The 22,875-nt window shown below is 40.4% G+C and carries 20 protein-coding genes; 10 read left to right on the top strand and 10 right to left on the bottom strand.

Going from position 1 to position 22,875, the window contains the following annotated elements:
* Positions 1 to 59 precede the first annotated feature (59 nt).
* The 4 genes from potD to potA form a co-directional block, all read right to left on the bottom strand.
* Positions 60 to 1,109, bottom strand: a complete 1,050-nt coding sequence (potD, locus tag PR808_RS11465; protein WP_206083434.1) for a spermidine/putrescine ABC transporter substrate-binding protein PotD — start codon at positions 1,107 to 1,109, stop codon at positions 60 to 62.
* 164 nt (positions 1,110 to 1,273) lie between these two features.
* A complete protein-coding gene (potC, locus tag PR808_RS11470) occupies positions 1,274 to 2,059 on the bottom strand; it encodes a spermidine/putrescine ABC transporter permease PotC (protein WP_206083433.1) in 786 nt (261 codons plus the stop codon).
* A complete protein-coding gene (potB, locus tag PR808_RS11475; protein ID WP_206083432.1) occupies positions 2,056 to 2,919 on the bottom strand; it encodes a spermidine/putrescine ABC transporter permease PotB in 864 nt (287 codons plus the stop codon). The genes potC and potB overlap by 4 nt, the downstream gene beginning before the upstream one ends.
* On the bottom strand, positions 2,906 to 4,015 hold the full coding sequence (potA, locus tag PR808_RS11480; RefSeq protein WP_206083431.1) for a spermidine/putrescine ABC transporter ATP-binding protein PotA: 1,110 nt from the start codon (positions 4,013 to 4,015) through the stop codon (positions 2,906 to 2,908). The genes potB and potA overlap by 14 nt, the downstream gene beginning before the upstream one ends.
* A gap of 990 nt (positions 4,016 to 5,005) precedes the next feature.
* Here potA and PR808_RS11485 point away from each other — a divergent pair.
* Positions 5,006 to 6,652, top strand: a complete 1,647-nt coding sequence (locus PR808_RS11485) for a fumarate hydratase (protein WP_272539333.1) — start codon at positions 5,006 to 5,008, stop codon at positions 6,650 to 6,652.
* Positions 6,653 to 6,767: 115 nt separating this feature from the next.
* On the opposite strand, the gene PR808_RS11490 is transcribed toward PR808_RS11485, so the two are convergent.
* The 6 genes from PR808_RS11490 to PR808_RS11515 form a co-directional block, all read right to left on the bottom strand.
* Complete coding sequence (locus PR808_RS11490; protein ID WP_206083429.1) at positions 6,768 to 7,733, bottom strand: fimbrial protein; 966 nt, start codon at positions 7,731 to 7,733, stop codon at positions 6,768 to 6,770.
* Positions 7,734 to 7,746: 13 nt separating this feature from the next.
* The gene (locus tag PR808_RS11495) at positions 7,747 to 8,265 is read right to left on the bottom strand and encodes a fimbrial protein (protein ID WP_206083428.1); all 519 of its coding nucleotides are present in this window, start codon (positions 8,263 to 8,265) and stop codon (positions 7,747 to 7,749) included.
* A gap of 43 nt (positions 8,266 to 8,308) precedes the next feature.
* Positions 8,309 to 9,037 carry a fimbrial biogenesis chaperone gene (locus tag PR808_RS11500; RefSeq protein WP_272539334.1) on the bottom strand — a complete coding sequence of 243 codons (729 nt, stop codon included), beginning with the start codon at positions 9,035 to 9,037 and terminating at the stop codon, positions 8,309 to 8,311.
* Positions 9,038 to 9,047: 10 nt separating this feature from the next.
* Positions 9,048 to 11,543 carry a fimbria/pilus outer membrane usher protein gene (locus tag PR808_RS11505; RefSeq protein WP_206083426.1) on the bottom strand — a complete coding sequence of 832 codons (2,496 nt, stop codon included), beginning with the start codon at positions 11,541 to 11,543 and terminating at the stop codon, positions 9,048 to 9,050.
* 83 nt (positions 11,544 to 11,626) lie between these two features.
* Positions 11,627 to 12,184, bottom strand: a complete 558-nt coding sequence (locus PR808_RS11510; RefSeq protein WP_206083425.1) for a fimbrial protein — start codon at positions 12,182 to 12,184, stop codon at positions 11,627 to 11,629.
* A gap of 199 nt (positions 12,185 to 12,383) precedes the next feature.
* Positions 12,384 to 12,620: a helix-turn-helix domain-containing protein gene (locus PR808_RS11515; RefSeq protein ID WP_206083424.1), complete on the bottom strand. Its 237-nt coding sequence runs from the start codon at positions 12,618 to 12,620 to the stop codon at positions 12,384 to 12,386.
* A 1,279-nt stretch (positions 12,621 to 13,899) separates the two neighbouring features.
* Here PR808_RS11515 and PR808_RS11520 point away from each other — a divergent pair.
* The 9 genes from PR808_RS11520 (at position 13,900) to PR808_RS11560 (ending at position 22,854) form a co-directional block, all read left to right on the top strand.
* Complete coding sequence (locus PR808_RS11520) at positions 13,900 to 14,889, top strand: nitrilase family protein (protein WP_206083423.1); 990 nt, start codon at positions 13,900 to 13,902, stop codon at positions 14,887 to 14,889.
* Positions 14,890 to 14,976: 87 nt separating this feature from the next.
* Positions 14,977 to 15,861 (top strand): LysR family transcriptional regulator, encoded by an 885-nt coding sequence (locus PR808_RS11525; RefSeq protein ID WP_206083422.1) that lies wholly within the window; start codon positions 14,977 to 14,979, stop codon positions 15,859 to 15,861.
* Between the two features lie 97 nt (positions 15,862 to 15,958).
* Positions 15,959 to 16,957, top strand: a complete 999-nt coding sequence (locus PR808_RS11530; RefSeq protein ID WP_206083421.1) for a 3-oxoacyl-[acyl-carrier-protein] synthase III C-terminal domain-containing protein — start codon at positions 15,959 to 15,961, stop codon at positions 16,955 to 16,957.
* Positions 16,954 to 17,955, top strand: a complete 1,002-nt coding sequence (locus PR808_RS11535; RefSeq protein ID WP_272539335.1) for an NAD-dependent epimerase/dehydratase family protein — start codon at positions 16,954 to 16,956, stop codon at positions 17,953 to 17,955. Before PR808_RS11530 ends, PR808_RS11535 begins: the two co-directional genes overlap by 4 nt.
* Positions 17,955 to 18,758, top strand: coding sequence for an MBL fold metallo-hydrolase (locus tag PR808_RS11540; RefSeq protein ID WP_206083419.1), 804 nt, complete (start codon positions 17,955 to 17,957; stop codon positions 18,756 to 18,758). The genes PR808_RS11535 and PR808_RS11540 overlap by 1 nt, the downstream gene beginning before the upstream one ends.
* Before the next feature lie 8 nt (positions 18,759 to 18,766).
* The gene (locus tag PR808_RS11545; protein WP_272539377.1) at positions 18,767 to 20,032 is read left to right on the top strand and encodes a F390 synthetase-related protein; all 1,266 of its coding nucleotides are present in this window, start codon (positions 18,767 to 18,769) and stop codon (positions 20,030 to 20,032) included.
* Positions 20,029 to 20,640, top strand: coding sequence for a phosphatase PAP2 family protein (locus tag PR808_RS11550; RefSeq protein ID WP_206083418.1), 612 nt, complete (start codon positions 20,029 to 20,031; stop codon positions 20,638 to 20,640). The genes PR808_RS11545 and PR808_RS11550 overlap by 4 nt, the downstream gene beginning before the upstream one ends.
* Positions 20,637 to 21,761 carry a sterol desaturase family protein gene (locus tag PR808_RS11555; protein ID WP_272539336.1) on the top strand — a complete coding sequence of 375 codons (1,125 nt, stop codon included), beginning with the start codon at positions 20,637 to 20,639 and terminating at the stop codon, positions 21,759 to 21,761. Before PR808_RS11550 ends, PR808_RS11555 begins: the two co-directional genes overlap by 4 nt.
* The gene (locus tag PR808_RS11560) at positions 21,751 to 22,854 is read left to right on the top strand and encodes a fatty acid desaturase family protein (RefSeq protein ID WP_272539337.1); all 1,104 of its coding nucleotides are present in this window, start codon (positions 21,751 to 21,753) and stop codon (positions 22,852 to 22,854) included. Before PR808_RS11555 ends, PR808_RS11560 begins: the two co-directional genes overlap by 11 nt.
* Positions 22,855 to 22,875 lie beyond the last annotated feature (21 nt).

Raw genomic sequence — 22,875 nt, forward strand, 5'->3', positions numbered from 1 at the left:
TACACAACTTATTGAAACAAAAAAGGCGCATAAAATTGCGCCTTTTATTTATTAAACCATTAACGGCCAGCTTTTAGCTTTTGGAAATACTCTTCGTACAGAATATTGGTATTCCCAACATCGCTTTGCCACTCGCCTTTTTTCAATACCTCTTCACTTGGGTAAAGAGATGGGTCGTTAGCAATTTCTGCAGGTAACATCTTTTTAGCGGCTAAATTAGGGGTTGGATAGCCAATTGATTCAGCAACTTGTGCCGCAATTTCAGGACGTAATAAGAAGTTAATCAGTTTATGAGCCCCTTCAACATTTTTCGCATTGGCAGGAATAGCTAAACTATCCATCCAGAAGATACCGCCTTCTTTTGGCCACACCACCTCAATCGGTAAGCCTGCTTGCCTTGCGACAAATGCGGAACCATTCCATAACATCCCTACATCTACTTCCCCTTCAATAAACGGTGTGGCAGGGTTATCCGAGTTAAAGGCTAAGATATTCGGGCGCAATTTTTGCAGCTCTTGATAGGCTTCTTCAATTTCTTTCGGGTCAGTGGTATTGCCTGAATAACCCAGTTTGTTTAATGCGACTTGGAATACTTCCCGTGCATCATCCATCATCAATAGGCTATTTTTATATTCAGGCTTCCAAAAATCTGCCCATGATGTGACAGAGCTTGGGTCAACGGCTTCACCATTAATGCCAATACCTGTTGCGCCCCAAATATAAGGCACAGAATAGTCATTATTTGGGTCAAATTCTTTGTGGATTAAATTTGGATCGAGGTTTTTAAAGTTGGTTAATTTACTTTGATCAATCTTTTGCAGCATCCCCTCTTTACTCATTTTCGCAATAAAGTAAGTGGATGGTACAACTAAATCATAAGCCCCATCTTTATAGGTCTTCAATTTAGTGTACATGCTTTCGTTGGATTCATAGGTGGAGTAAATCACCTTGATGCCCGTTTCTTTGGTAAATTGCTCTAATAAACCAGGGGGAACATATTCTGTCCAGTTATAGAAATACAGTACGTCTTTGTTATCGTCAGCGGCAGTCGCCGTGCCAATACTTGCAGCCATTAAGCCTGCTGCCAGTAGATAGGACCATTTTTTCATGACTGAGTTTCCCTCAACAACGTGTTTTTATCCCTGCCTGCATCAAGCTGTAACTTGAATAATTTAGGGGTGATATCTTATAGGCTCAATTGGAGCCCACCCTCTCGCCTTATGGCATTTAAAAAGCACGGCAAAACAAGAGTGCCGTGCCATCCTGTCATTTGTTACTGCGTTTTTTTACCGTATTTATCCCGCATTACCCATTGGCTTAAGCAAACAAGTACCAGCGACATAATCAGTAGCACCGTTGCCAGCGCATTCACTTCGGGGGAGACGCCCACTTTGACCATTGAGTAGATTTTTAACGGTAAAATTTCATAACTAGGCCCCGTCACAAACGACGACACAACTACATCATCCATCGATAATGTGAAGCTAAGCAGCCAACCCGCGACTATCGCAGGGAGCGCCAATGGCAGAATAATTTTACGTAAAATAGTAAATTCACCCGCTCCGAGATCCCGCGCGGCTTCCAGCATTTTTACATCGAAGTCTTTTAACCTCGCATATACCGTTACCACCACAAAAGGCAGACAGAAGGTAATGTGCGAAAACAGCAACGACCAAAAACCCAATGAAACGCCCAAAATCATAAACAGCACTAATAACGATATTGCCATCACGATATCGGGGGACATCATCACTACAAACAACATTCCCCCCACAAAGGGCTTGCCGCGAAAACGGTAACGAAATAGCGCAACCGCCGTTAATGTGCCAATCACGGTGGCAAATGTGGCGGATAACACCGCCATGGTTAATGAGTGACCCGCCGCTTCTAATAAGCTGTCGTTATTACTTAAAAGTTCATACCATTTTGTTGAGAAACCCTGCCACTGAATACCAAAACGCGATTCATTGAAGGAGTTAACAATCAAAATGATGATTGGAATATAAAGATACGCATAGACGATGGCCATAAAGCCACCCCGCAAAGTACGCCCGATCATTCTTCATACGCCTTTTTATTCAAAAGCTTAGCCGCTCGGTAATACACATACAGCAACAGCCCCATCATCACCGTCAGGAAGATACTGGTTGCGGCACCAAATGGCCAATCACGAATATTGAGGAACTGGCTTTTTATCACGTTACCAATTAGGAGGTTTTTCGCGCCGCCCATTAAATCGGCGACATAAAACAGCCCCATCGCAGGCAATAAAACCAATAAACACCCTGCAATAATACCTGGCATCGTTAATGGAATGATGATTTTCACAAAGGTCTGAAATTTATTAGCGCCGAGGTCCCTAGCTGCTTCTAAATATGACTTATCCAATTTCTCAATACTCGAATACAGCGGCATCACCATAAAAGGTAATAAGATATAAATCAGCCCAAGCACAACCGCTTCTGGGGTGTACATTAAACGAATCGGTTTATCAATAATCCCAATCCACAGCAAAAAATCATTCAGATAGCCTTTAGTGCTCAAAAAAACTTTCAAACCATAAATACGGATCAGCGAATTCGTCCAAAACGGAACAATCAACAAAAACAACATAAGTGGCTGGATGCGTTTGGGTAATTTCGCCAAAATAAATGCAAATGGATAGCCGATCACAAGGCAAAAGAATGTCGCGATCAAGGCCATATTCAGTGAATGCAGCATCACTTCTGCGTACATGGGATCGGATAAACGGATGTAGTTATCCCATGTGAAGATCAGATCCACTAGATTGGTATCACTGCGTGTTAGAAAACTGGCTCCGATGATCATGACATTTGGCAAGAAAACGAACAAGACCAGCCAAGCGACAATCCCAGTGATGATCACATTTTGCAGGATCTTGTGTTTACGAATGATCATCCAGCACGACCTCCCAGCTTTCCACCCAAGTTACAGCAACTTTTTGATTCAAGGAGTGGTCAACATCGGGGTCGTCTTCATTAAAGAATTCGCTCACCATGACAATTTTGCCGTCTTCCATCTCAACCACAGAGTCCAAAGTCATGCCTTTATAATTACGTTCACGCACGTAACCAATCAGCCCTGGATGATTTTCTGCATCATTCACTTCTTCAACACGTAAGTCTTCAGGGCGCAAAAGTACATTAAGATGCTGCCCTTCTTTGACTGAGAGCTCAGTGAAAATATCGCACTCATGGCCTTCAACATTGGCACGAATACGTTTTTCATCAATGCGATACAACACTTTCGCATCAAAAATATTAATTTCACCGATAAACTGAGCAACAAATAGGTTTTTAGGCTCCTCATAAATTTCACGAGGTGTACCATCTTGCTCAATTTTCCCTTCACGCATGACGATGATCCTGTCAGACATTGCTAAGGCTTCTTCTTGGTCGTGGGTAACAAAAATAAAGGTAATTCCCAGTTTCCGCTGAAGGGCTTTTAGCTCATTCTGCATTTGCTTACGCAGTTTGTAATCCAGCGCAGACAATGATTCATCCAGTAATAAGACTTTTGGGCGATTCACCACGGCACGGGCGATTGCCACACGCTGCTGCTGCCCGCCAGAGAGTTGATTCGGCCTTCGCTGCGCAAAATCTTCCAATTGCACCATACGCAGTGCCTGATCAACGCGCTTTTGAATATCGGCTGCAGGCGTTTTTTGCATACGTAAGCCAAAAGCGACGTTGTCATAAACCGTCATATGAGGAAAAAGAGCATAGCTTTGGAACACGGTATTCACGAAACGTTGTTCCGCTGGAATATCCGTAATATCTTGACCATCAAGAATAATTTGACCATCATCGACATCTTCCAGCCCAGCAATAAGACGTAAAACCGTCGTTTTACCGCAACCAGAAGGCCCCAGAATGGTCAAAAACTCACCGTTCTGAATGGTTAAGTCAAGTTCAGAAATAATTTGTTTGCCATCAAAACCTTTATTTAAAGATTTTAATTCGACGAGTGGTGTCAGAGAGGTTGTCTCAGTCATTTATAATACACTCTATCCCTAGGAATAATGCAGATAGAACCGCCACCGTTAAAGACTGTATAAGCTTGTCGGAGGTTTACTCTCTTCATACCTCAAGTGATACGGGTGCTCGCTTCACGCTGCCATTCGAACCACATACTTATGTATGCTCATCGAGATGCCATCATTTGCGGCCTACATATCACTGGAATTATTTTGAGTAAATAATTTTCCCCAGCAAAGCCCAAAACCAGTAGCGCCATTTTTCAAATTCATTGAGCCCTGCATGATAAACACAGTTTTTATAAATTGAAAGCCATTTTCGACACTTCGTTTGCCTTTCATTATGAATTCACAATAAATAAAACTGTTTTTTGATAAAAATAAGCAACATAGCGATATATATTGTTACTATGCCGTTATCTATAGGTTTCCCTTATACATCTAAGTTCCTCCCTTAAGCTAAATACCTTACAATTCACAAAGTTAGTCGCTAATAGATGAATAATTAAATTCATTTAAAATTTAATTATTTCTTAAATTAAGATATGAGGAATATATCTTGCTACAAACTCATAAAATATCCCACTGATTAAAATAGAATTATCAAAAACTGAATCGTTTAAACTTACTAAAACAACTTGAAATGTAATTTATCCTAATGAAATACTTAAAAACTAATAATTCATAATTACAATGATAAAGAGAAAAACATCATTAAATATAATTTTATGTGATTTATATCTAATTTTTATCGTGAAGTGGTTTTTATCTCGATAACTTTAACCAACATCATATTATCAACCGCATCCCTTTGAATATAATGGCCAAATTGGTATAATTTCAGCCTAAATTGTTTCTTTTCGTGATTTCTTTTGTGATTTTTGTTTCATAATTACACTTATAAATTTTACTTTGTTCCTTTGTACTGAATTTATTAAAGAATAAGCACAAGCCTACGGGTGATTATTTTTTGGATATTCCACTGAAATTAATATGTGAGTGAGCAAAATGGCTAATAAAGAGTTTTTTTATCAAGAACCTTATCCGCTATCTGAGGATAAAACTGAATATACCCATGTTTCTGATAAATATGTTTCCGTCGAGCAATTCGCAGGGAAACCCATTTTAAAAGTTGACCCCGAAGCATTAACACTGCTTGCTGAACGGGCAATTTATGAATCGCAATTCTTCCTAAGAGCCGCACACCAGAAGCAAGTTGCGGCTATCTTGCATGATCCAGAAGCTAGCGAAAATGACAAATATGTTGCACTGCAGTTGCTACGTAACGCTGAAATTTCCGCAAAAGGTATTTTACCAAACTGCCAAGATACAGGAACCGTTGCGGTGGTTGGGAAAAAAGGCCAGCAAGTTTGGACGGATTGCGATGACGAAGAGTTTCTCTCTCGTGGAATTTATAACGTCTTCCAACACGAAAACCTACGTTTTTCTCAAAATGCCCCGCTAGATATGTTTAACGAAGTGAATACTGGCACTAATCTGCCCGCACAGTTTGATATCTTTGCGACCACAGGTGATGAATACCACTTCCTGTTCGTCAATAAAGGTGGCGGTTCTGCTAATAAATCCGCGCTTTATCAAGAAACAAAAGCAACCTTAACCCCAGCTAAGCTAAAAAATTTCTTAATTGAAAAAATGCGCAATCTGGGAACAACGGCTTGCCCGCCTTATCATATTGCTTTTGTTATTGGTGGAACTTCAGCGGAAACAACGCTAAAAACAGCAAAACTGGCCTCTGCAAAATACTATGATAATTTGCCGACAACAGGTAATGAATATGGCCGTGCATTCCGTGATATTGAGCTAGAAAATGAGTTATTAGAAGCCTCTCGTCATCTTGGTTTTGGTGCACAGTTTGGCGGTAAATACTTTGCTCACGATGTCCGCGTTGTACGTTTACCTCGCCATGGTGCATCTTGCCCGATCGGTTTAGCCATTTCTTGCTCAGCAGACCGTAATATCAAGGCAAAAATAACCAAAGACGGCCTATGGCTGGAAAAAATGGAACATAATCCAGCGCAATATATCCCTGAATCAATGCGTACCCAAACTGAAGGAAAAGTGGTTCATATCGACCTTAACCGTCCAATGAAAGATATTTTGGCGGAATTGAGTAAACACCCTGTATCGACCCGTGTTTCTCTCAGTGGCCCACTGATCATCGCGCGTGATATTGCGCACACCAAGCTCAAAGAACGTTTAGATAACGGCGAAGAGTTACCGCAATACTTCAAAGACCATATGGTGTATTACGCAGGACCTGCCAAGAAACCTGAAGACATGGTATCTGGCTCATTAGGCCCAACAACGGGTAACCGTATGGACCCTTACGTTGATCTGTTCCAATCCCATGGTGGTAGTATGTTAATGCTCGCAAAAGGGAACCGTACTCAAGCCGTTACTGACGCGTGTAAAAAACACGGTGGTTTCTATTTAGGTAGCATCGGGGGTTCGGCGGCAATCTTAGCGCAAGAATATGTTAAGAGTTTGAATTGCTTAGAGTATCCAGAATTAGGTATGGAAGCGATTTGGAAAATGGAAGTTGAAGGTTTACCTGCTTTTATCCTTGTTGATGACAAGGGAAATAACTTCTTTGAGCAAGTTCAGAATACAAATTGCCAAAAATGCATAAAATAGCGCCATTGCACTGTACCAACGGAATACGCTAGCTGAAGTTAGTTAGTGTCGCCAATAAGCAATGTAAAATAAAAGAGCTGGCATATTGCCTGCTCTTTTTTATTCCCTAGTTCTATCAATAATAATTAATACGAACTATCGTAGATGCTTGAAAGCCACCTGTTTTTACTGTGCCCGTTTTCTTTACCGTCGCACTGTAATCACGAGTTACTGATGTACTTCCTTGCGGTAAACTACCGAAAAACTGGAAGTAATTAAACTTAATGTCGCTGTTTTTATCGTCCTTGATCACAAGGTTCATACCATTTTTCAAATCAATTGCATACTCACCATTAAGTGGATCCGTGGTTTCAAAATTGATATTCATGGAGAAATTATCCAAGCACCCTCTTTTTACCGCTTGAACCTGAAAATCCTTTTTAAACTCTTTACCTTGATTAAGCTCTGTGATCATCAATTGGCCAAAGTCAATTTGCTGAGATTCAGGAAAAACCTTGATATCAGCGCCACATTTTAAAAAGCGGATCCCTTGAAGCCCTGAAATAGAATAGCGTAAGTTTTTAGCCCCTGGAGTGGTATTAATCCCCCCACTTCCATCAAATTGGAAAACGGTAAATTGGTTATCACCCAAATAGTTGCCTGATGGTGGAACCACTCCTGTCACTTTGATGTATAAAGTAAACGTCACCGTCACGGTGACATTTTGCTTACCGCTAATCGGTGGTGTGCCTAAACTGACTTTTTGCTGGTCGTGTTCAAGTTGTTCACCTTGATAGTTCGCTCCAAGTAACAAACCTGTCCCTAACTTTTGTGATGTCGGGTTAAAATACATATGAACAACGTCAACCATGTTTCCCAATACGTTATCGCAATATACCGTAACGGTCAGTGGGTCTGATTGCCAAATAATCGTTCCCTCAGGAGTATCCGCTGGTATAGCAAGTTGCCCTACAGGAACAGGCGGTTTAATCACAACCCCCGTCCCTTTTTCAACACAATCCAATGCAAATGTCTTTGGGCTGATAAAAACAAATAAGAATAAAAAGTAGAACCCATACTGCTTAATAAACTTGTGTATCATAATTTATACACCTTTATATATAGGTAATATTTAAGGTAATTTGCGTTTTAATATTACCCACTGTTAATTCACTTCTTGAAAGATAGCTTTCCAACATGGAATAAATCACAATCTGTTGATTATCATCGAAATAAACTGGGTAATTTCGATATTCACCATTTGGGATTGTATTGCCCTGCTTATCCAGCAAACGAATGCCATAACCATTTAAAATTGTTTTACCACCAAATAAATTACGGTCAGTACTCGCTGTGGGTTCTGAAATGAACATGATCCTAACGACAGGATCCCGGTCATCACGATCCCGCTTTGGGAAAATGCAGTCATCAAATTTCAATTTGATCTCATGTTTAGGGCTTCTATCCCCGATCTCATTGAAATAATTAAGAGAAATTGGGCCTAATTCAATATTTTGATCCATCGAGGAAAGCGTGATTTTACAAGGCAAAGCCACGACATTACCGGTAAAATTGAGGTCGCCTCGCATCATGCTGCTGTCTGCGTATGCATGACTCCCAAACAGGGATAGCATGAAAAAACCTATTGAAAAGCAATAATTTCTCATCTCTAAAATCCTATTGGCTTTCTTTTGACAGCTGGCATATCGATGCCGCACACTGATACGTCAACATTTTCATTCCGCCGTAGTCATCCATATATCCCGCGTAAAGTTGGCTAAAACTTGCACTTGGTACAGAAACACTTTCTTTTGATAATGGCGCTACCATGACACTCTCAAAACCTGGAAAGTTATTCTTATTGTTGTGACTTAAATAACCCAACGTGACGTAGTATTTCGTTGGATTTTCAATGAGCAACTGACTACCAGAATGCGTAAACTTCAGTTCTTTCGCCCACACTTTATCGCTGTTATTTTCAATTTGAGGTGGCCGATAAAACATTTTTAAACGGCTCTGAATCGCAATTTGCACCACATTTTCTTTATCTGAAACAGGAGGGATTTCACGCACATTCAGGTAAAACAGCGATTCCCTATCCTGAGGCAATGTATCAATCCCTTCAGTCTTAATAATTTTAATTTGGTTTTTTGCATTCGGCTCAACACGTTGCATAGGTGGCAAAACAGTAAAAGGCTCTGAAACTTTGTTCCCCTTCACATCTTCCATCCATGATTGCGCCAAATACGGCATTGTTTTACTTTGGTTATTAATCACTAAGCTAATCGATTTATCTTTGCCTGGAAAAATAATACGGGTGCGATCAATATTAATTGCCGCAGAGGCGACTTGCATGCCAGCAAAGATTAATGAAAACCCAAAAACAACTGCATACTTTTTACTCATACATCATTCCTTATTGGCAAGGGATCAAGACTTTACCTTGATTCTTTTCAGTCATATTCGGTAAGTTCAAGCGACATTGATTTGTACCACTTGCCCACTTAACAATGTAACTTTCATCTGGGTCTATCCCAGTCAAATAAGCGACACCACTGTCTGCGATAATGCCAACTTCCCTAGAGGTATTCACTTCGATGACACTCGTCCCCAGAGGTGGATAATTACCGTTACTCAAACGGATCACAGCTAAAATACGTTTCCCTTGGTTCGCTTTTATTTTTTGATAACCAATTGAGCCTTCAGTTAATGTTTTCCCAATAATGTTGTCATTCACATCAACATCATCGGGCAGCGTATTCATATCAATGTACACATCCGAGTTTGAAAAACTGTTCAAACTTGTTGCAACACCGATACCGAAGCGGTTGGTGACGGACTCGCCATTATCAATAGAAATACCCGCAACGTTATCGCTATCAATCATGACGCGCGGTTCATTGTTTGTGCCATTACGGTGCATCGCAGCACCATATTTAGTGGCTGTCATAGAGCCATACCAGCTCCCACCAAAGGCGCGATAAGAATTCACATTTTCCGTTGCGTTAACATTTAATACGCCATATGGGGAAGAGCGTTGATAGCTACCACTAATATTCGGTTCTGCACGCCCGAGTTCATGCTGATCGCCACCTACTCGCATACTCCAGTAATTATTTTGCTCATTTGGGCTGTAATAGGCGACAGATTGCCCAAAGTTATGATCATTATCTGCGTATTGGGCGTCATAGCTCACTGATCCACCATTTTCTAACGGAATTGAAAATGACAGATAAATTTGATTGTCATCGGTTTCTTCGTATTTAATTTTATTGAGAGACAATGTTCCTGAAATATTTTTAAGCTGCCCAACACTAAACAGTTTACTCAGGCTCATTCCAAAGTTTGTTGTCGACTCACTGCTCCAAAACTGATGGTGTGAGGCATTAAAGTAAACCGTTAAATCCAATGGGCTAATGTATTGGTTAAAAGAAGCGGTATACACGTTTTTATCACGCCTAAAATCAAGAACACCATTAGCAGCATCAATATATTGCGGCATGGTTAGGAATTCTTTTTCAGAGAATTTGTAGCCCGCAAAAGTGACTTGTGAGTTGGTGGATTCGAAACGTTTCGAATAATTCAGACGATAACTGTTTCCTGAATAAGAACCAAAATGATCTAAATTTGCATGGGTACGCGTAATATCCAGCGATATTGCCCCAAACACATTCATGTTTTGCCCAATACCCAGGTTGACGGCTTGATAATTATTATTATCGACAGTGGCAATTAACCCGCCAAAAATGGAGGTATTGCCAAATAACCCATAAGATAATTCACCCGCAATAAACCGTGGCTCGACTTTCTGAGAACGCCCAAACGGATCCGACTGCCCCATCGTCAATTTATAAAGAAGCTGCCCTTGGCGCGTTAAAAATGGCAATGATGCCGCCGTCACTTGATAAGTCGTTTTTGAGCCATCCTCTTCCTCAATGGTCACATCTAACGTACCTTGTACTGCTTCCGTAATATCTTGAATATTAAAGGGACCAGGTGCCACTTTAGCTTGTTTAATAACACGCCCATTTTGTGAAATAATCACCATGGCATTGGTTTTAGCAATACCCGTCACCTGTGGTGCATAACCACGCAATGAAGGAGGGAGCATACGATTATCACTAAAGAGAGATGCCCCAATAAAACGGAAACTATCAAACAAATCTGTTTTTAAATAAGACTCCCCAAGTAAAACTTTTGCGCCCATTTCAGGTAATGCACGAAATGCATAAAGCTGAGTCCAATCAAATCGTTCATTCGTTTTTCCTTGAGAACGATTATATTGATACTGATAGTCTGCACGGAAACGCCAAGCACCTAAGTTCACGCCAGCCGTACCATTACTGCTACCGCTAAATGTTTCACTGGTATTTTTAGGGGAGGTGTAATTTAAAAACAGGTTGTAGTCGAGAAATGCGCCTGCGATTCCATTTTCCCATTGGGACGGCGGAACCCAGTACGGATCATCATATTCTAACCAAGCTTGAGGAATAGAAAATAAGATATTCTGGTTCTCTTTATCAAATCGATAGTGAATATCTAGCTTTTTAGATAGTTCAACACACTGGTTATTATTATTTTGCAGAAGTTCTTCCTGAACTTTCTTTTTTAATGCAAAAAGAGTGACCATCTCTGGTGTAACACAGAGTGTTGAATTATCTTTACTCTCTTCAATAAATTTAATTAGATGTTGACCCGCTAATTTCCTACCATTCAGTGTAATATCCGTAAGATATTCACCAGCAGGGATAAAATCAGGATTTGAAAACTGACTTAAATCAATATTGTCTCTGTCCTTTGCATCAATAATATTCATATTAAATTCGACTGCATTGGACATTCCTGAAAAAGAAAATGCCAATACAATAGAAAATAATATTTTATTCATTTTAAACTGAGGCAATAAAGACATGATGTTCCCTGTCAAAAAGATAAAAAATCAAAATAAAAAGGGAAAATAACAGGCAAAAATATGCCTGTTATTTAAGGTATAGATTAGAGGTAATTTAAAGCGTAAGTCGCTTGAGAAATGATGCTACCAGTTTCTACTTTGTTACCATTTGCTTCAACACGTGCACTAAATGCTAATTTGTTAGGGCCGTCAGCTAATGGCAATTCAACACTTGTGTCACCCACTTTCATTGTTGCGCCATCAGCATTAATCAGACGAACACCAACACCTTTAGAAGTACCTGTATTTGCTAACAGTTCTTTTGCCGTTGTATCTGGCGTACCAGTGAAAGTCACTTTAACTTTGCTAACTGCAGGGAAAATAACTGTGTCTGAAGCATCTTTAACTTCACCTAAATCACAGTTTTCTAATTGAATATTATATTGAACGCTTTGGCTAAATTTATTACCAGTTTCTAATACTTTATTAGCAACTTGGCCAAGGTCAACGTTAATTGTACCATCACCTGGGATTGAACAAGGTGCATTGATAACTTTACCAGTGAAGTTGATGATACCACTTCCTTGGTCTACAGGTGCTGCATTAGCAATACCAAACGAAGAAGCGATAATTGTAGCTAATGCAATTTTAGTTAATTTCATTTATATTTTCCTATAAAAAGACGACAGATGTACCAATCACTTAATAATTAAAACAATTATTAAGTTGATATTTTTTTGCTGAGGATATAGTAAAAATAACATTTATCCCTCTAATTAAGGAATAAATTAGTTTTATTTAATTGAATTTATTTTTATATTATTTTTATATTGGATATGAGAATATCCTTAACTTTCTTAGTTAATTACTTTCTTTATTTAAGAACACATCGTCAATAAAAAAACAAATCATCTCTGTTTCTAGAGCACTAGCTAATACATGCAAATTTTCGATATTAATGTTGCACTCCCCTCTTTCATAGCGTGAGATCTGCTGCTGACTTACACCAACAAGATTTGCAAGCTCAATGCCAGAAAGACCTAAATGCTTTCTTCTTTTTCTTATTTCTCTACCTACAATACGATTTACATTTATCATCAACTATAGCCCAACAAACTTAAAATATTAAACGGCTAAACTATATTACAGATCAAAAACCTTTAGAACATAAAAATTTATCTTTTGAAATGCAAATTAAAATATTGCAAATCAATTAAAACACGAAATTTGAGTTAATTATAAATTTGAAGATATAAAAGTAAAACTGTTTATAACGATCAATAAAATAGATTAAAGCCAGAGAAACCTATCAATATTAGAGTATTTCAAATTTAAATAGTGACCAATGAAAAACAACTCAATAAAGTTAAATTTTTTAATATAGAATAATTAGAAAAACAACAACTAACCTTTTGATTTATTTTAAGTAAATATAGATTACCATTAACAATGGTAACTTAGATAAATACAGGTTTATTTTAGATTATTTAACTTAGTGATTAAATATTTACTATTCAAAATAGACATCTTGATTAATAAGCTTTTTTACATAAAAAATAGGTAAATTAATTTTTAATTTACATTATTTTAGTTTATATCAAAAATACCACTCTCAATGGTATTTTAATTTTTATGGTTTTTGAAAATTAAATATACAGGAAATCTCATTAACTCATTAAACGAGTACGAGATATAAGAAAATTGATTTAAGAGAAGGTAACTCATTTTAAATACGTAAATCTAGCAATTTATCGCGCCCTTAAGCAGGAATGTTAACGATATCATTAAATAATGCCATTTTAAGTAAAGTGGTCACACCAAGCGACTAAAATACCTTTTATTTAACATATAGTTACATTTGCTACAAATTGTAACCAAGTGATAAATATTATTAATGAAATTAGACGTTTTTTTTCTAGTAACAAAAATAAAACATAATAATTGAGTAATTAGCTCACGGAAAAAGTGTAAAACAGGTATTTATACTTAGTTAATTACCCTGTTTTAGGTAAAAAAACTTCGATGATCTAGTAACAACAATATTCACCAGCTCAGTCTAGACGGAAATTAAGCGCTTAATCACAAGAATAGAGTACTTTTTTAGTGCTAATTAAGCCCTTTTAGGGCTTTTTAGTTAAATAACTAAATGCTAATCAATAAGTTATTTTTTATCCCTGCAGATTATATAAGAATATTTCACCTAATAAGAGGTTTTTTTTCGAAGAATATAATGCATCTCAACTTTTTCACTCAATTTAAATCATCGATATTCGACTAGTTTTTCCATTTCGATAACCAATGGTTATTAAAATGAAAAATAACTCATTATTTTTTTTCAAAATAACGTGTTTTTATTTTGCTAATAAAGGAGATATTGATGAATAGACAACCATTACTTCGCGCTGCAACGGTGCAATTCCAACACCAAGCAGGCAATAAAGACTACAACTTAGCCTGTATCCACAACTTCATTACGCAAGCTGCACAAAAAAAGGTCAGAATGCTCATATTCCCTGAAATGTGTATTACTGGATATTGGCATGTCCCAAAACTGTCTGATGAAGACGTTTATGCACTCAGTGAAATCTTGCATGACAGCCCTTCATTAGCCCCTATTCGCCAACGTGCCATCGAATTAGATATGCTTATTGGCGTTGGATTCATTGAAAAAGGCCTCAATGGTAAATGTTATAATACCTGGGTCGCTTGCATGCCTGACGGGCAGTTATATGCGCACCGAAAACTGCATGCCTTTGAGCATCCAGTTATTCAAAGCGGTGATAACTACACGGTGTTTGACACCCCCTGGGGTGTCAAAGTCGGCATATTGATTTGTTGGGATAATAATCTGATTGAAAACCCGAGAGCTACTGCATTACTTGGCGCTGATATTATCCTTGCACCTCATCAAACGGGTGGAACAAACTCCAGTAGCCCGTATGGTATGAAGCGCATACCACTGCATTTATGGGAAAACAGAGAACAAGACCGACAAGCACTGATCGATGCATTTCAAGGGGAAAATGGTCGAAACTGGTTATTACGCTGGCTACCTTCACGCGCCCATGATAACGGTGTTTTTTACCTGTTTAGTAATGGCGTTGGCCGTGACGACGACGAAGTTCGAACAGGAAATGCGATGATAATCGACCCTTATGGCCGCATTATTCAAGAAACGACTGCCACTGAAAATGACATGGTCATCGCTGATTTAGACCTTAACTTACTCCCCAACTCCAATGGGAGACGTTGGTTAATGGGACGACGTCCCGAACTCTACACAATTCTTAATACTACAATGGGTTACGAAACAGATATTCATCAGGTTCGTTTCGCATCTCAAGCAACACCTTTTATCAAAAAATAAATCAGTCCCTGTAAAATAGCGAATGCTATAGTGGTTTATTCATTATATAGATACTATAGCGTTTATCATTTTCTGTAAGAGGTAAATATGGATACCCGACTTCTTCGCGCCTTTATTACTCTTGCGGATACAAAAAATTTCAAAGAAGCCTCAACACGCTTATGCATAAGCCAGCCTGCATTAACAAAGCAAATTAAGTTATTAGAAGAGCAACTCAATTTACGGCTATTTGAACGAGGCCGCCACGGCGCAATGCTGACAGAGCATGGCCTTACATTGCTACCCCATGCAAAATTAGTCCTGAACCACGTACAAGAATTATTGAATCAAGCATTGACGATCAAGGAAGAGCCCCCTAAAGTTTTGAATGTCGGTTTTGGGATCTCATCTTTTCAAGAGGCCTCTTTATTTGTTGCTCACTTACGGGAGAAACTACCTAGCGTTGCCATTGTGTTGGACGATATGCCATCACATATAATGAGAGAGAATCTTCTTACTCATCAATTAGATATTGCATTTACTCGCCGTGTCTCCCATGGTTCAATAACAAATATTATTAGCCAACCCTTAAAAACGGAAGTTTTAGCCCTCGCTATATCACGCGAATACGCACAACATAATTCGATACGGGATTATTTAACACAATATCCATTGCTTATGTTACGTGCAGAGCGCGGCCTTGGCCTTTACCAACAAATTCAGCGTTACCTGCAATCGGAAGAGTTACATATCTCTCCCTTACAAGAGGCCAGCGATATACAAACGCTTATTGCATTGGTTGCCGCCAAAGTGGGCGTTAGCCTTATTCCTTACAGTGCAAAATATATTGCACAAGAAGATATCCACTTTATTCCTCTTCACCACTGTGAGGCAGCAAATTGGCAAATCGATGTCGTTTGGCAGGCTTCATTACCCAAAGCATGGCAACGCACTTTCCGCACTTTGATTGATGAAATGCATGAAACCCCGTGAGCGATAGGCAATAAGAAGAACTCCGTAATTCCTATATATTAAATAAATGAACTCTGATATTTATTGTTGTTATCTTGGTTAGATAGGCACTTTATATATGTCCGCTAATAGGTCAATTGCTCCACTTAAAATCATCGCGTCTGGCGTTGCTTTGCCTGAAAACAAAATTTACTCCTCTATGCTCGATGAAAAATTCAATAAAACAAAAGGGTTTGTGGAGAAACATTCAGGTATCGAATATCGCTATCATGCAAATAATACTGATTCACAAGCACAGTTGGCTGCACAGGCCATTGCAAATGCATTACAGCATAATCAGTTATCACCACAAAGTATTGATATGCTGATTAACGCCTCAGCGATCCCTGTTCAGGCATTACCTTGCTCTGCTGCCCACATCCTTGAACAATCAAATTTAAATGATGGTATTGCCTGCTTTGATATCAACTCCAGTTGCATTAGCTTTATTACTGCGCTACAAGTGGCTGCGGGCATGTTAGCAACAAGCCAATACCAACGAATAGCCATTGTCTCTGCTGACATAGCCTCACGGGGCATCGACTGGCAAGATAAGGAATCATCGCTCATTTTTGGTGATGGTGCAGCGTGTGTGATTGTTGAAAAAGGGGATGGCACCAGTGGCATTCTTTCTTACACTCACACTACACACACTGACGGGATTGATTTTTGTGAAATTCGCGCAGGTGGAACACGGAAAAACCCACGTTCAGGAATGACTGAGGATGATTTCCTGTTTCATATGCAAGGTAAAAAACTTTTCCGCATGGCATCTGCCTTAATTGAAGAATTTATGCAGCGGGTCTTCACCGAGTCAAACTTACAACTCGAACAAATTGATACTGTCGTGCCCCACCAAGCGAGCCATTTATCGTTAGAACACATGCGTCAACGTGTTGGCGTGACATCCGATCAGCTCATTGATATCTATCGCCATCGAGGTAACCAAGTTGCAGCATCGATTCCATCGGCACTGCACGAAGCGATTATCACAGACCGTTTTTATGAAAAACAACATGTGATGTTAATTGGTACTGCCGCAGGTTTAGCGCTGTGTGCCATGGTATTAGTGCCATGAAAATCTTAGTCACAGGTGCCACAAGTGGGCTTGGCCGAAATGCTAGTGAGTACTTACTGGGGCGAGGTTTTGACGTTGTCGCTTGCGGGCGAAATCCACAAGCAGGAGAACAGTTAATCACAATGGGTGCTGAGTTTGCCCCTTGTGAACTGGCAAAGCTCTCTTTGCAAGAAGCGAAAGAGATGATGACTGGCTGTGATGCCATTTGGCACTGTGCGGCACTCTCTTCACCATGGGGCAAGCGCCAACATTTTGAAAATGTTAATTTTCATGCGACTCACACATTAGCCACCGCAGCTGGCGAGCTAGGAATAGCACGTTTTATTCATATTTCGACCCCCGCCATTTATTTCAATTTCACCCATCAACGTGATATTACAGAAACCACCCAGAATACTCATTTCGCCAATCAATATGCGAGAACAAAATATTTAGCGGAAATAGCTATTCAGCAATGTGTTAAGCAGTATCCCAATACCCGCTATACCCTATTGCGGCCTCGTGGGTTGTTTGGCCCTCATGACCGCGTGCTACTGCCGAGGCTATTGGCACAAATCAAATCTCGTCAGGGTAAGTTAGTACTTCCTAACGGGGGAAATAACCATTTTGACTTAACCTATGTGGGGAATGTGGTTCACAGCATGCAACTGGCCACGCATAAAGACGCGTTACAAAGCGGCGCAACCTATAATATTACCAACCAACAGCCGCAAGCACTAAAACACACATTGCAGCAACTTTTCCATGAGCTTCAACTCGAGTGTGAAATTCGTTCCGCACCTTATCCCCTGTTATATAGCATTGCTGTGTTACTTGAGGGCATCAGCCATCTCACTGGAAAAGAGCCGCTTCTCACCCGTTATAGCCTCGGTGCAGCTTATTTCACCATGACGCTTGATAACCAAAAAGCCCAACAAGAACTAGGTTATTACCCGTTATACTCCATGGAGCAAGGAATTCATTTAACCGCTAACTGGCTAAAACAGCAGGAGAATTGATGTTAACCATTCACCAATATGAAGTTGGGTACTGCACACATCCAGGCTGTGTGGCCCTAAAAGGTGCCAGTTTTAAGTCTTGCAAATTCCCTGCCCGTGCATGGTTGATTGAAGACGAAAATCAGCGTTGGTTATTTGATACGGGATATGCCACCCATTTTTATGATCATACACGCAAAGGCATCATGCGGTTCTATCGTACGGTAACTCCTGTTTATTTTGAAAGCAAAGATGCGTTAGTCAATCAACTGGCAAGCGACGGACTTAAACCGAAGGACATTAATGGTGTGATTTTATCCCATTTCCACGGTGACCATATCGCAGGGCTGCGCGATTTTCCCGAGATGCCAATTATTTGTTCTGGTGATGGTTGGGCAAAAACACGTCCATTAACGGGCTTTGCCGCCCTGAAAAGTGCGTTTGTTCGCGGCTTATTACCTGATGACTTTGAACAGCGAACCGTATTTTATGAAGGCTTTGAACGTGTTGCCCTCCCCTGTGAATTACAAATACTCGGTGAAGGCTTTGCTGTGAATAAGTCAAAAACCTTATTAATTGTGCCACTCCCAGGGCACGCAGCAGGCCATATTGGCTTATGCGTATTAACAGAGGCAGGATGGGTGCTGCTTGCAGGGGATGCGGCATGGTCGCCCACCAATTACCGTGAACTACGGGGCCCGATGGCTATCGCTAATATCATCATGGATGACAAACAAGCGTATTATGAAACACTGAATAAATTGCATGAAATTGATAAGCAAAATATTGTTATTCAGCTCTGCCATGAAGGTGATTTACAGTGATATTGTCGATGCTCTGGCACTATTGGCGAGCACGCCGTTTGTCATTCAAAAACCGCACAGATTTAGAGGCTTACCAGCAAAAGCGTTTGGCTCAATTTAAACACAAAATACTGGCAAAAAGCCCTTATTTTCGTGCCTATATCGACCGCCCTCTACATGAATTTCCTATTATGAACAAATCCATCATGATGGAAAATTTTGACCAAATGAATACCGCTGGCCTCTTAAGCCAAATGCTTCTCGAATGTGCACAGAAAAGTGAGCAATCGCGTGATTTTGCCCCGAAAGTTGGCCGTTATAGCGTTGGGTTATCTTCTGGTACATCAGGGCGGCGCGGCATATTCGTGGTGAGCCCACAGGAACAAAGTATCTGGTCTGGCAGCATGTTAGCTAAAATGTTGCCCAAGGGACTATTCCACGGTGAGCGAGTTGCCCTCTTTTTACGTGCCAACAATAATTTGTATGAAAGCGTGAATAACCGCTGGATATCCTTACGGTTTTACGACCTTTTTGCGGATTTTCAGCAGCAACTGTCCGCCCTTGAAGCCTATCAACCCTCAATTATTGTCGCACCTGCACAAGTGTTGTGTGCCATTGCTGATGCCATTATCCACCAGCAAATCCAGCTAACCACCCACAAAGTGATTTCAGTGGCAGAAGTTCTTGAACAACAAGACAAAGAGAAGCTTAAGCGCTGTTTTCCACAAGTGGGCGAGGTATACCAAGCCACAGAAGGCTTTCTGGGTTGTACCTGCTCACATGGCACGCTGCACTTAAATGAGTCTTTCCTGCATATTGAACCTAATTGGCTAGATGAAACACGGTTTTCGCCGATAATCACCGATTTTACCCGCCAAACACAGCCGATTGTGCGTTATCAGCTTGATGATGTATTGGTGGTCAAACAAGCGCCGTGCCCTTGTGGCTCTCCAGAACTTGCCATTGAACGTATTGAAGGACGTTGTGATGACTTACTGCAACTGCCTGATCAACAAGGTAATATGACCACAATTTTTGCCGATCCTTGTGCGAGAGTCATCGTGAATAATTTACCCCTCACTGCGGATTTTCGGCTTACCCAACAAGGTTACCATTTATGCTTGCAAGCCGAGTGCAGTGAAGAAGAACTTGCTCATTGCCATCAACAACTGGAAAATTACTTAGCCAGTCAACGCGTGGATATTCAGCAGTTACATTGGGAATTATTAGCTAAACCTATTGAACAATCACTTTCCATCAAAAAACGCCGCATTACCCGCAAGGAACCGCAATGACAAGCAACGTCTTATTCCAGCGCTTAACCTATTGTTTGATTGGCTGGGGAACCGTTGGCATTGTGTACAACTACACAGGGCAAATTGTTGAGAATGCCAATATCTTAAGCCCAAGTGCCGTTGATAACATCGTGCCATTCTCCCCACATGCAGTTTGGTTTTATCTGTCGTTCTTTTTATTTATTCCACTAGGCTATTTTTGCAGCCCCATTGAGCGCGCCCGTTTATTAATGTTCGCCATGCAATTGTGTGCGTTGGTTTCTGGCGCAGTTTATTTACTGTATCCCACTACGATGCTGTACCATGAATATGATTTAACAACATTTTCTGGTCATGCATTATCGGCATTGATCGATATCGATAGCCCACAAAATTTATTACCTTCTCTACATGTCTCATTGACTCTTGTGGTACTGAATGCATTATGGTCAGTAAAATATAAATTTCGCACATTAACTTATTGTTTATGGGCCGCCGCTATCTGCGTGTCCGTATTGGTGTTAAAACGCCACTTGTTTATTGATGTTGTCACTGGAGCAGTAACGGCTTGTTGCGCGCTGTGGGTTGTCCACGCTGCAAAATACCGCTTAGAGAGAAAACGCTCATGAATGAATTAACCTTTCCCATTATTTTTATGTTAGCGATCGTCGTCGCAGAAGGCTTAGTGATCGCCAAAACACAAAAGGGTACGGTAAGCTGGCAAGAATTGGTGTTCAACCTGAACTCTGGCCATATTATGTTGTGGTTATTTAGAGGGTTAGAGATTTTTTGCTATGGGTTTGTGGTCACTCACTACTCTTTCAACCTTGTTGAAAACTGGCCAACAATTTTAGTTTGGGTTTTTACAATCTTAGCGTGGGACTTCGGCTTCTATTGGCTCCACCGATTGCACCATACTTATAGAATACTCTGGGCAGTACACGTTGTGCATCATCAAGGGGAGCATTATAACTTGTCGTTAGGGGTGAGAAATTCGTGGTATTCATCACTCACATCAATCCCCTTCTTTATGTTATTAGCGTTAATGGGCATTCCGCTTGAGGTTTTCCTTACTGTGTCGATTTTGCACTATACCATTCAGTTCTTTAACCACAGCGCCCTGATCCCGCGCTTGGGTTGGTTAGAGAAATTTATGGTGACGCCGCAGCACCACCGCGTTCATCACGTCAAAGAAGGGCATTATTCCAATCGCAACTTTGCAGGAAGCTTTATTTTTTGGGATAAGCTGTTCGGTACGTTTGCCAAACTCCCTGAAACTGAACATCATTTTGGTATTAAAGGTACTCCAGCCTCTGAAAACCCCTTTATTGACAGTAACTTACCTTTCTGGCGGATGATTAAACGTGCCAGTAAACCCGCACAAAAACCAACGCCGCTATTTCGCGTAAACCAAGTTGCCTTAGTAATGGGAACATTACTCTTATTCTCCCTAGTTATCGGCTATGTCTACCTTTACGGTTATGGCTACCAAGGCACTACGCTGCAACAAGTCGTTTTATTTGTGCTTTTGGCACTAGGAACCGTGGCATTATCAGGGATTTCTGATGGGCGAAAATCAGGGTTAATGAGCTGGTTTTTTATCGCCTGCTTACTACTGATTTGTGTGGTATTTATTTGGAAATGGACGACAGCCTTCTGGGTCATTTTTACCAGTGCGTTGTGGTTGCACAGCTTATTGATGTTAGTTGGGTTTGGCCGAAAACCGATAGTGGTGGCGAATGTCGCTTAAACCACTTAGGCCACTCAGTTACCAGCACCGCCATGATCAAGACTTCCAAAAAGCCTTGAATAAAGCGGCTAAACAATATTTGCATGATAATGCCGATCATCGATTTGCTGACGGACGTTTTTATGCCAAAAGCGCCGTGTTGGTATTGTGCTGTTTAGGCAGTTATTTTGCGGCACTGTTACTCGATACACCTTGGGCCTTTTTTGTTTTTTACCCCTGTTTTGTCTGCTTCGCTTTATTATTGGCCATTAATTTAGTACACGACGCCTCACACAATGCGATTTTTAAACACGCCAAAGCCAATTATTGGCTCAACTTTTGGATCACCATTCCCCTTGGCTTAGACCCTGAGTGTTGGCGCGTGCGGCATATTATTTTTCACCATGCTCATACCAATATTCGCCATTACGATTTGGATATTGAAGAGAATTTTGTTTTACGCCAAACCCCTTACCAACGTTGGTATCCTTTTATGCGAGCCCAACACCTGTATTGGCCATTGATTGCAGCAATGACATTCCCTGCACTCATTTGGTTTTTTGATTGGATGGACAGGTTTCACTTTACCCGCGTAGCGCCCCATATGCGTCATCAAGGGCAGCAAGGTATATTGGCGTTTATCATGGCAAAATTACTGCATTTGGTGATGGCCATTGTGATCCCCGCAATCGTTTTGCACGATATCAGCCTTGGCACGCTGCTCTTGACCTACGTACTCAGCCAAATGTTTGCATCATTAATATTTGTTGTACTAATACTCGGCACCCATTGGGCAAAAGCCACCTTCTATACCCCGCCTAAAGAAGGAAACATGCCTCATGGTTTTTATACCCACACATTTTCAACCACTTATGACTGGCAAACCACACCACGCTGGCTAACCTATTGGCTAGGCGGGCTAAACCTTCATCTGACTCACCACTTATTTCCCAACTGGAATCATCGCCATTACCCTGCTTTGGCAAAAATTATTGAGCAAACCGCAAAGCAGTTTTCAATGGATTACCACTGTATTAGTGCCAAAGAATTGTTTGTGTATCAGCAGCGTTTCTTAAAAGAGATGGGGTCAGGCAAACAGCTCGATGAGCACTGAGTTTTCAGAGCATAAAACTCA

This window comes from Providencia sp. PROV197 (assembly GCF_028479625.1).
GTDB classification, from domain to species: Bacteria; Pseudomonadota; Gammaproteobacteria; order Enterobacterales; family Enterobacteriaceae; genus Providencia; species Providencia vermicola.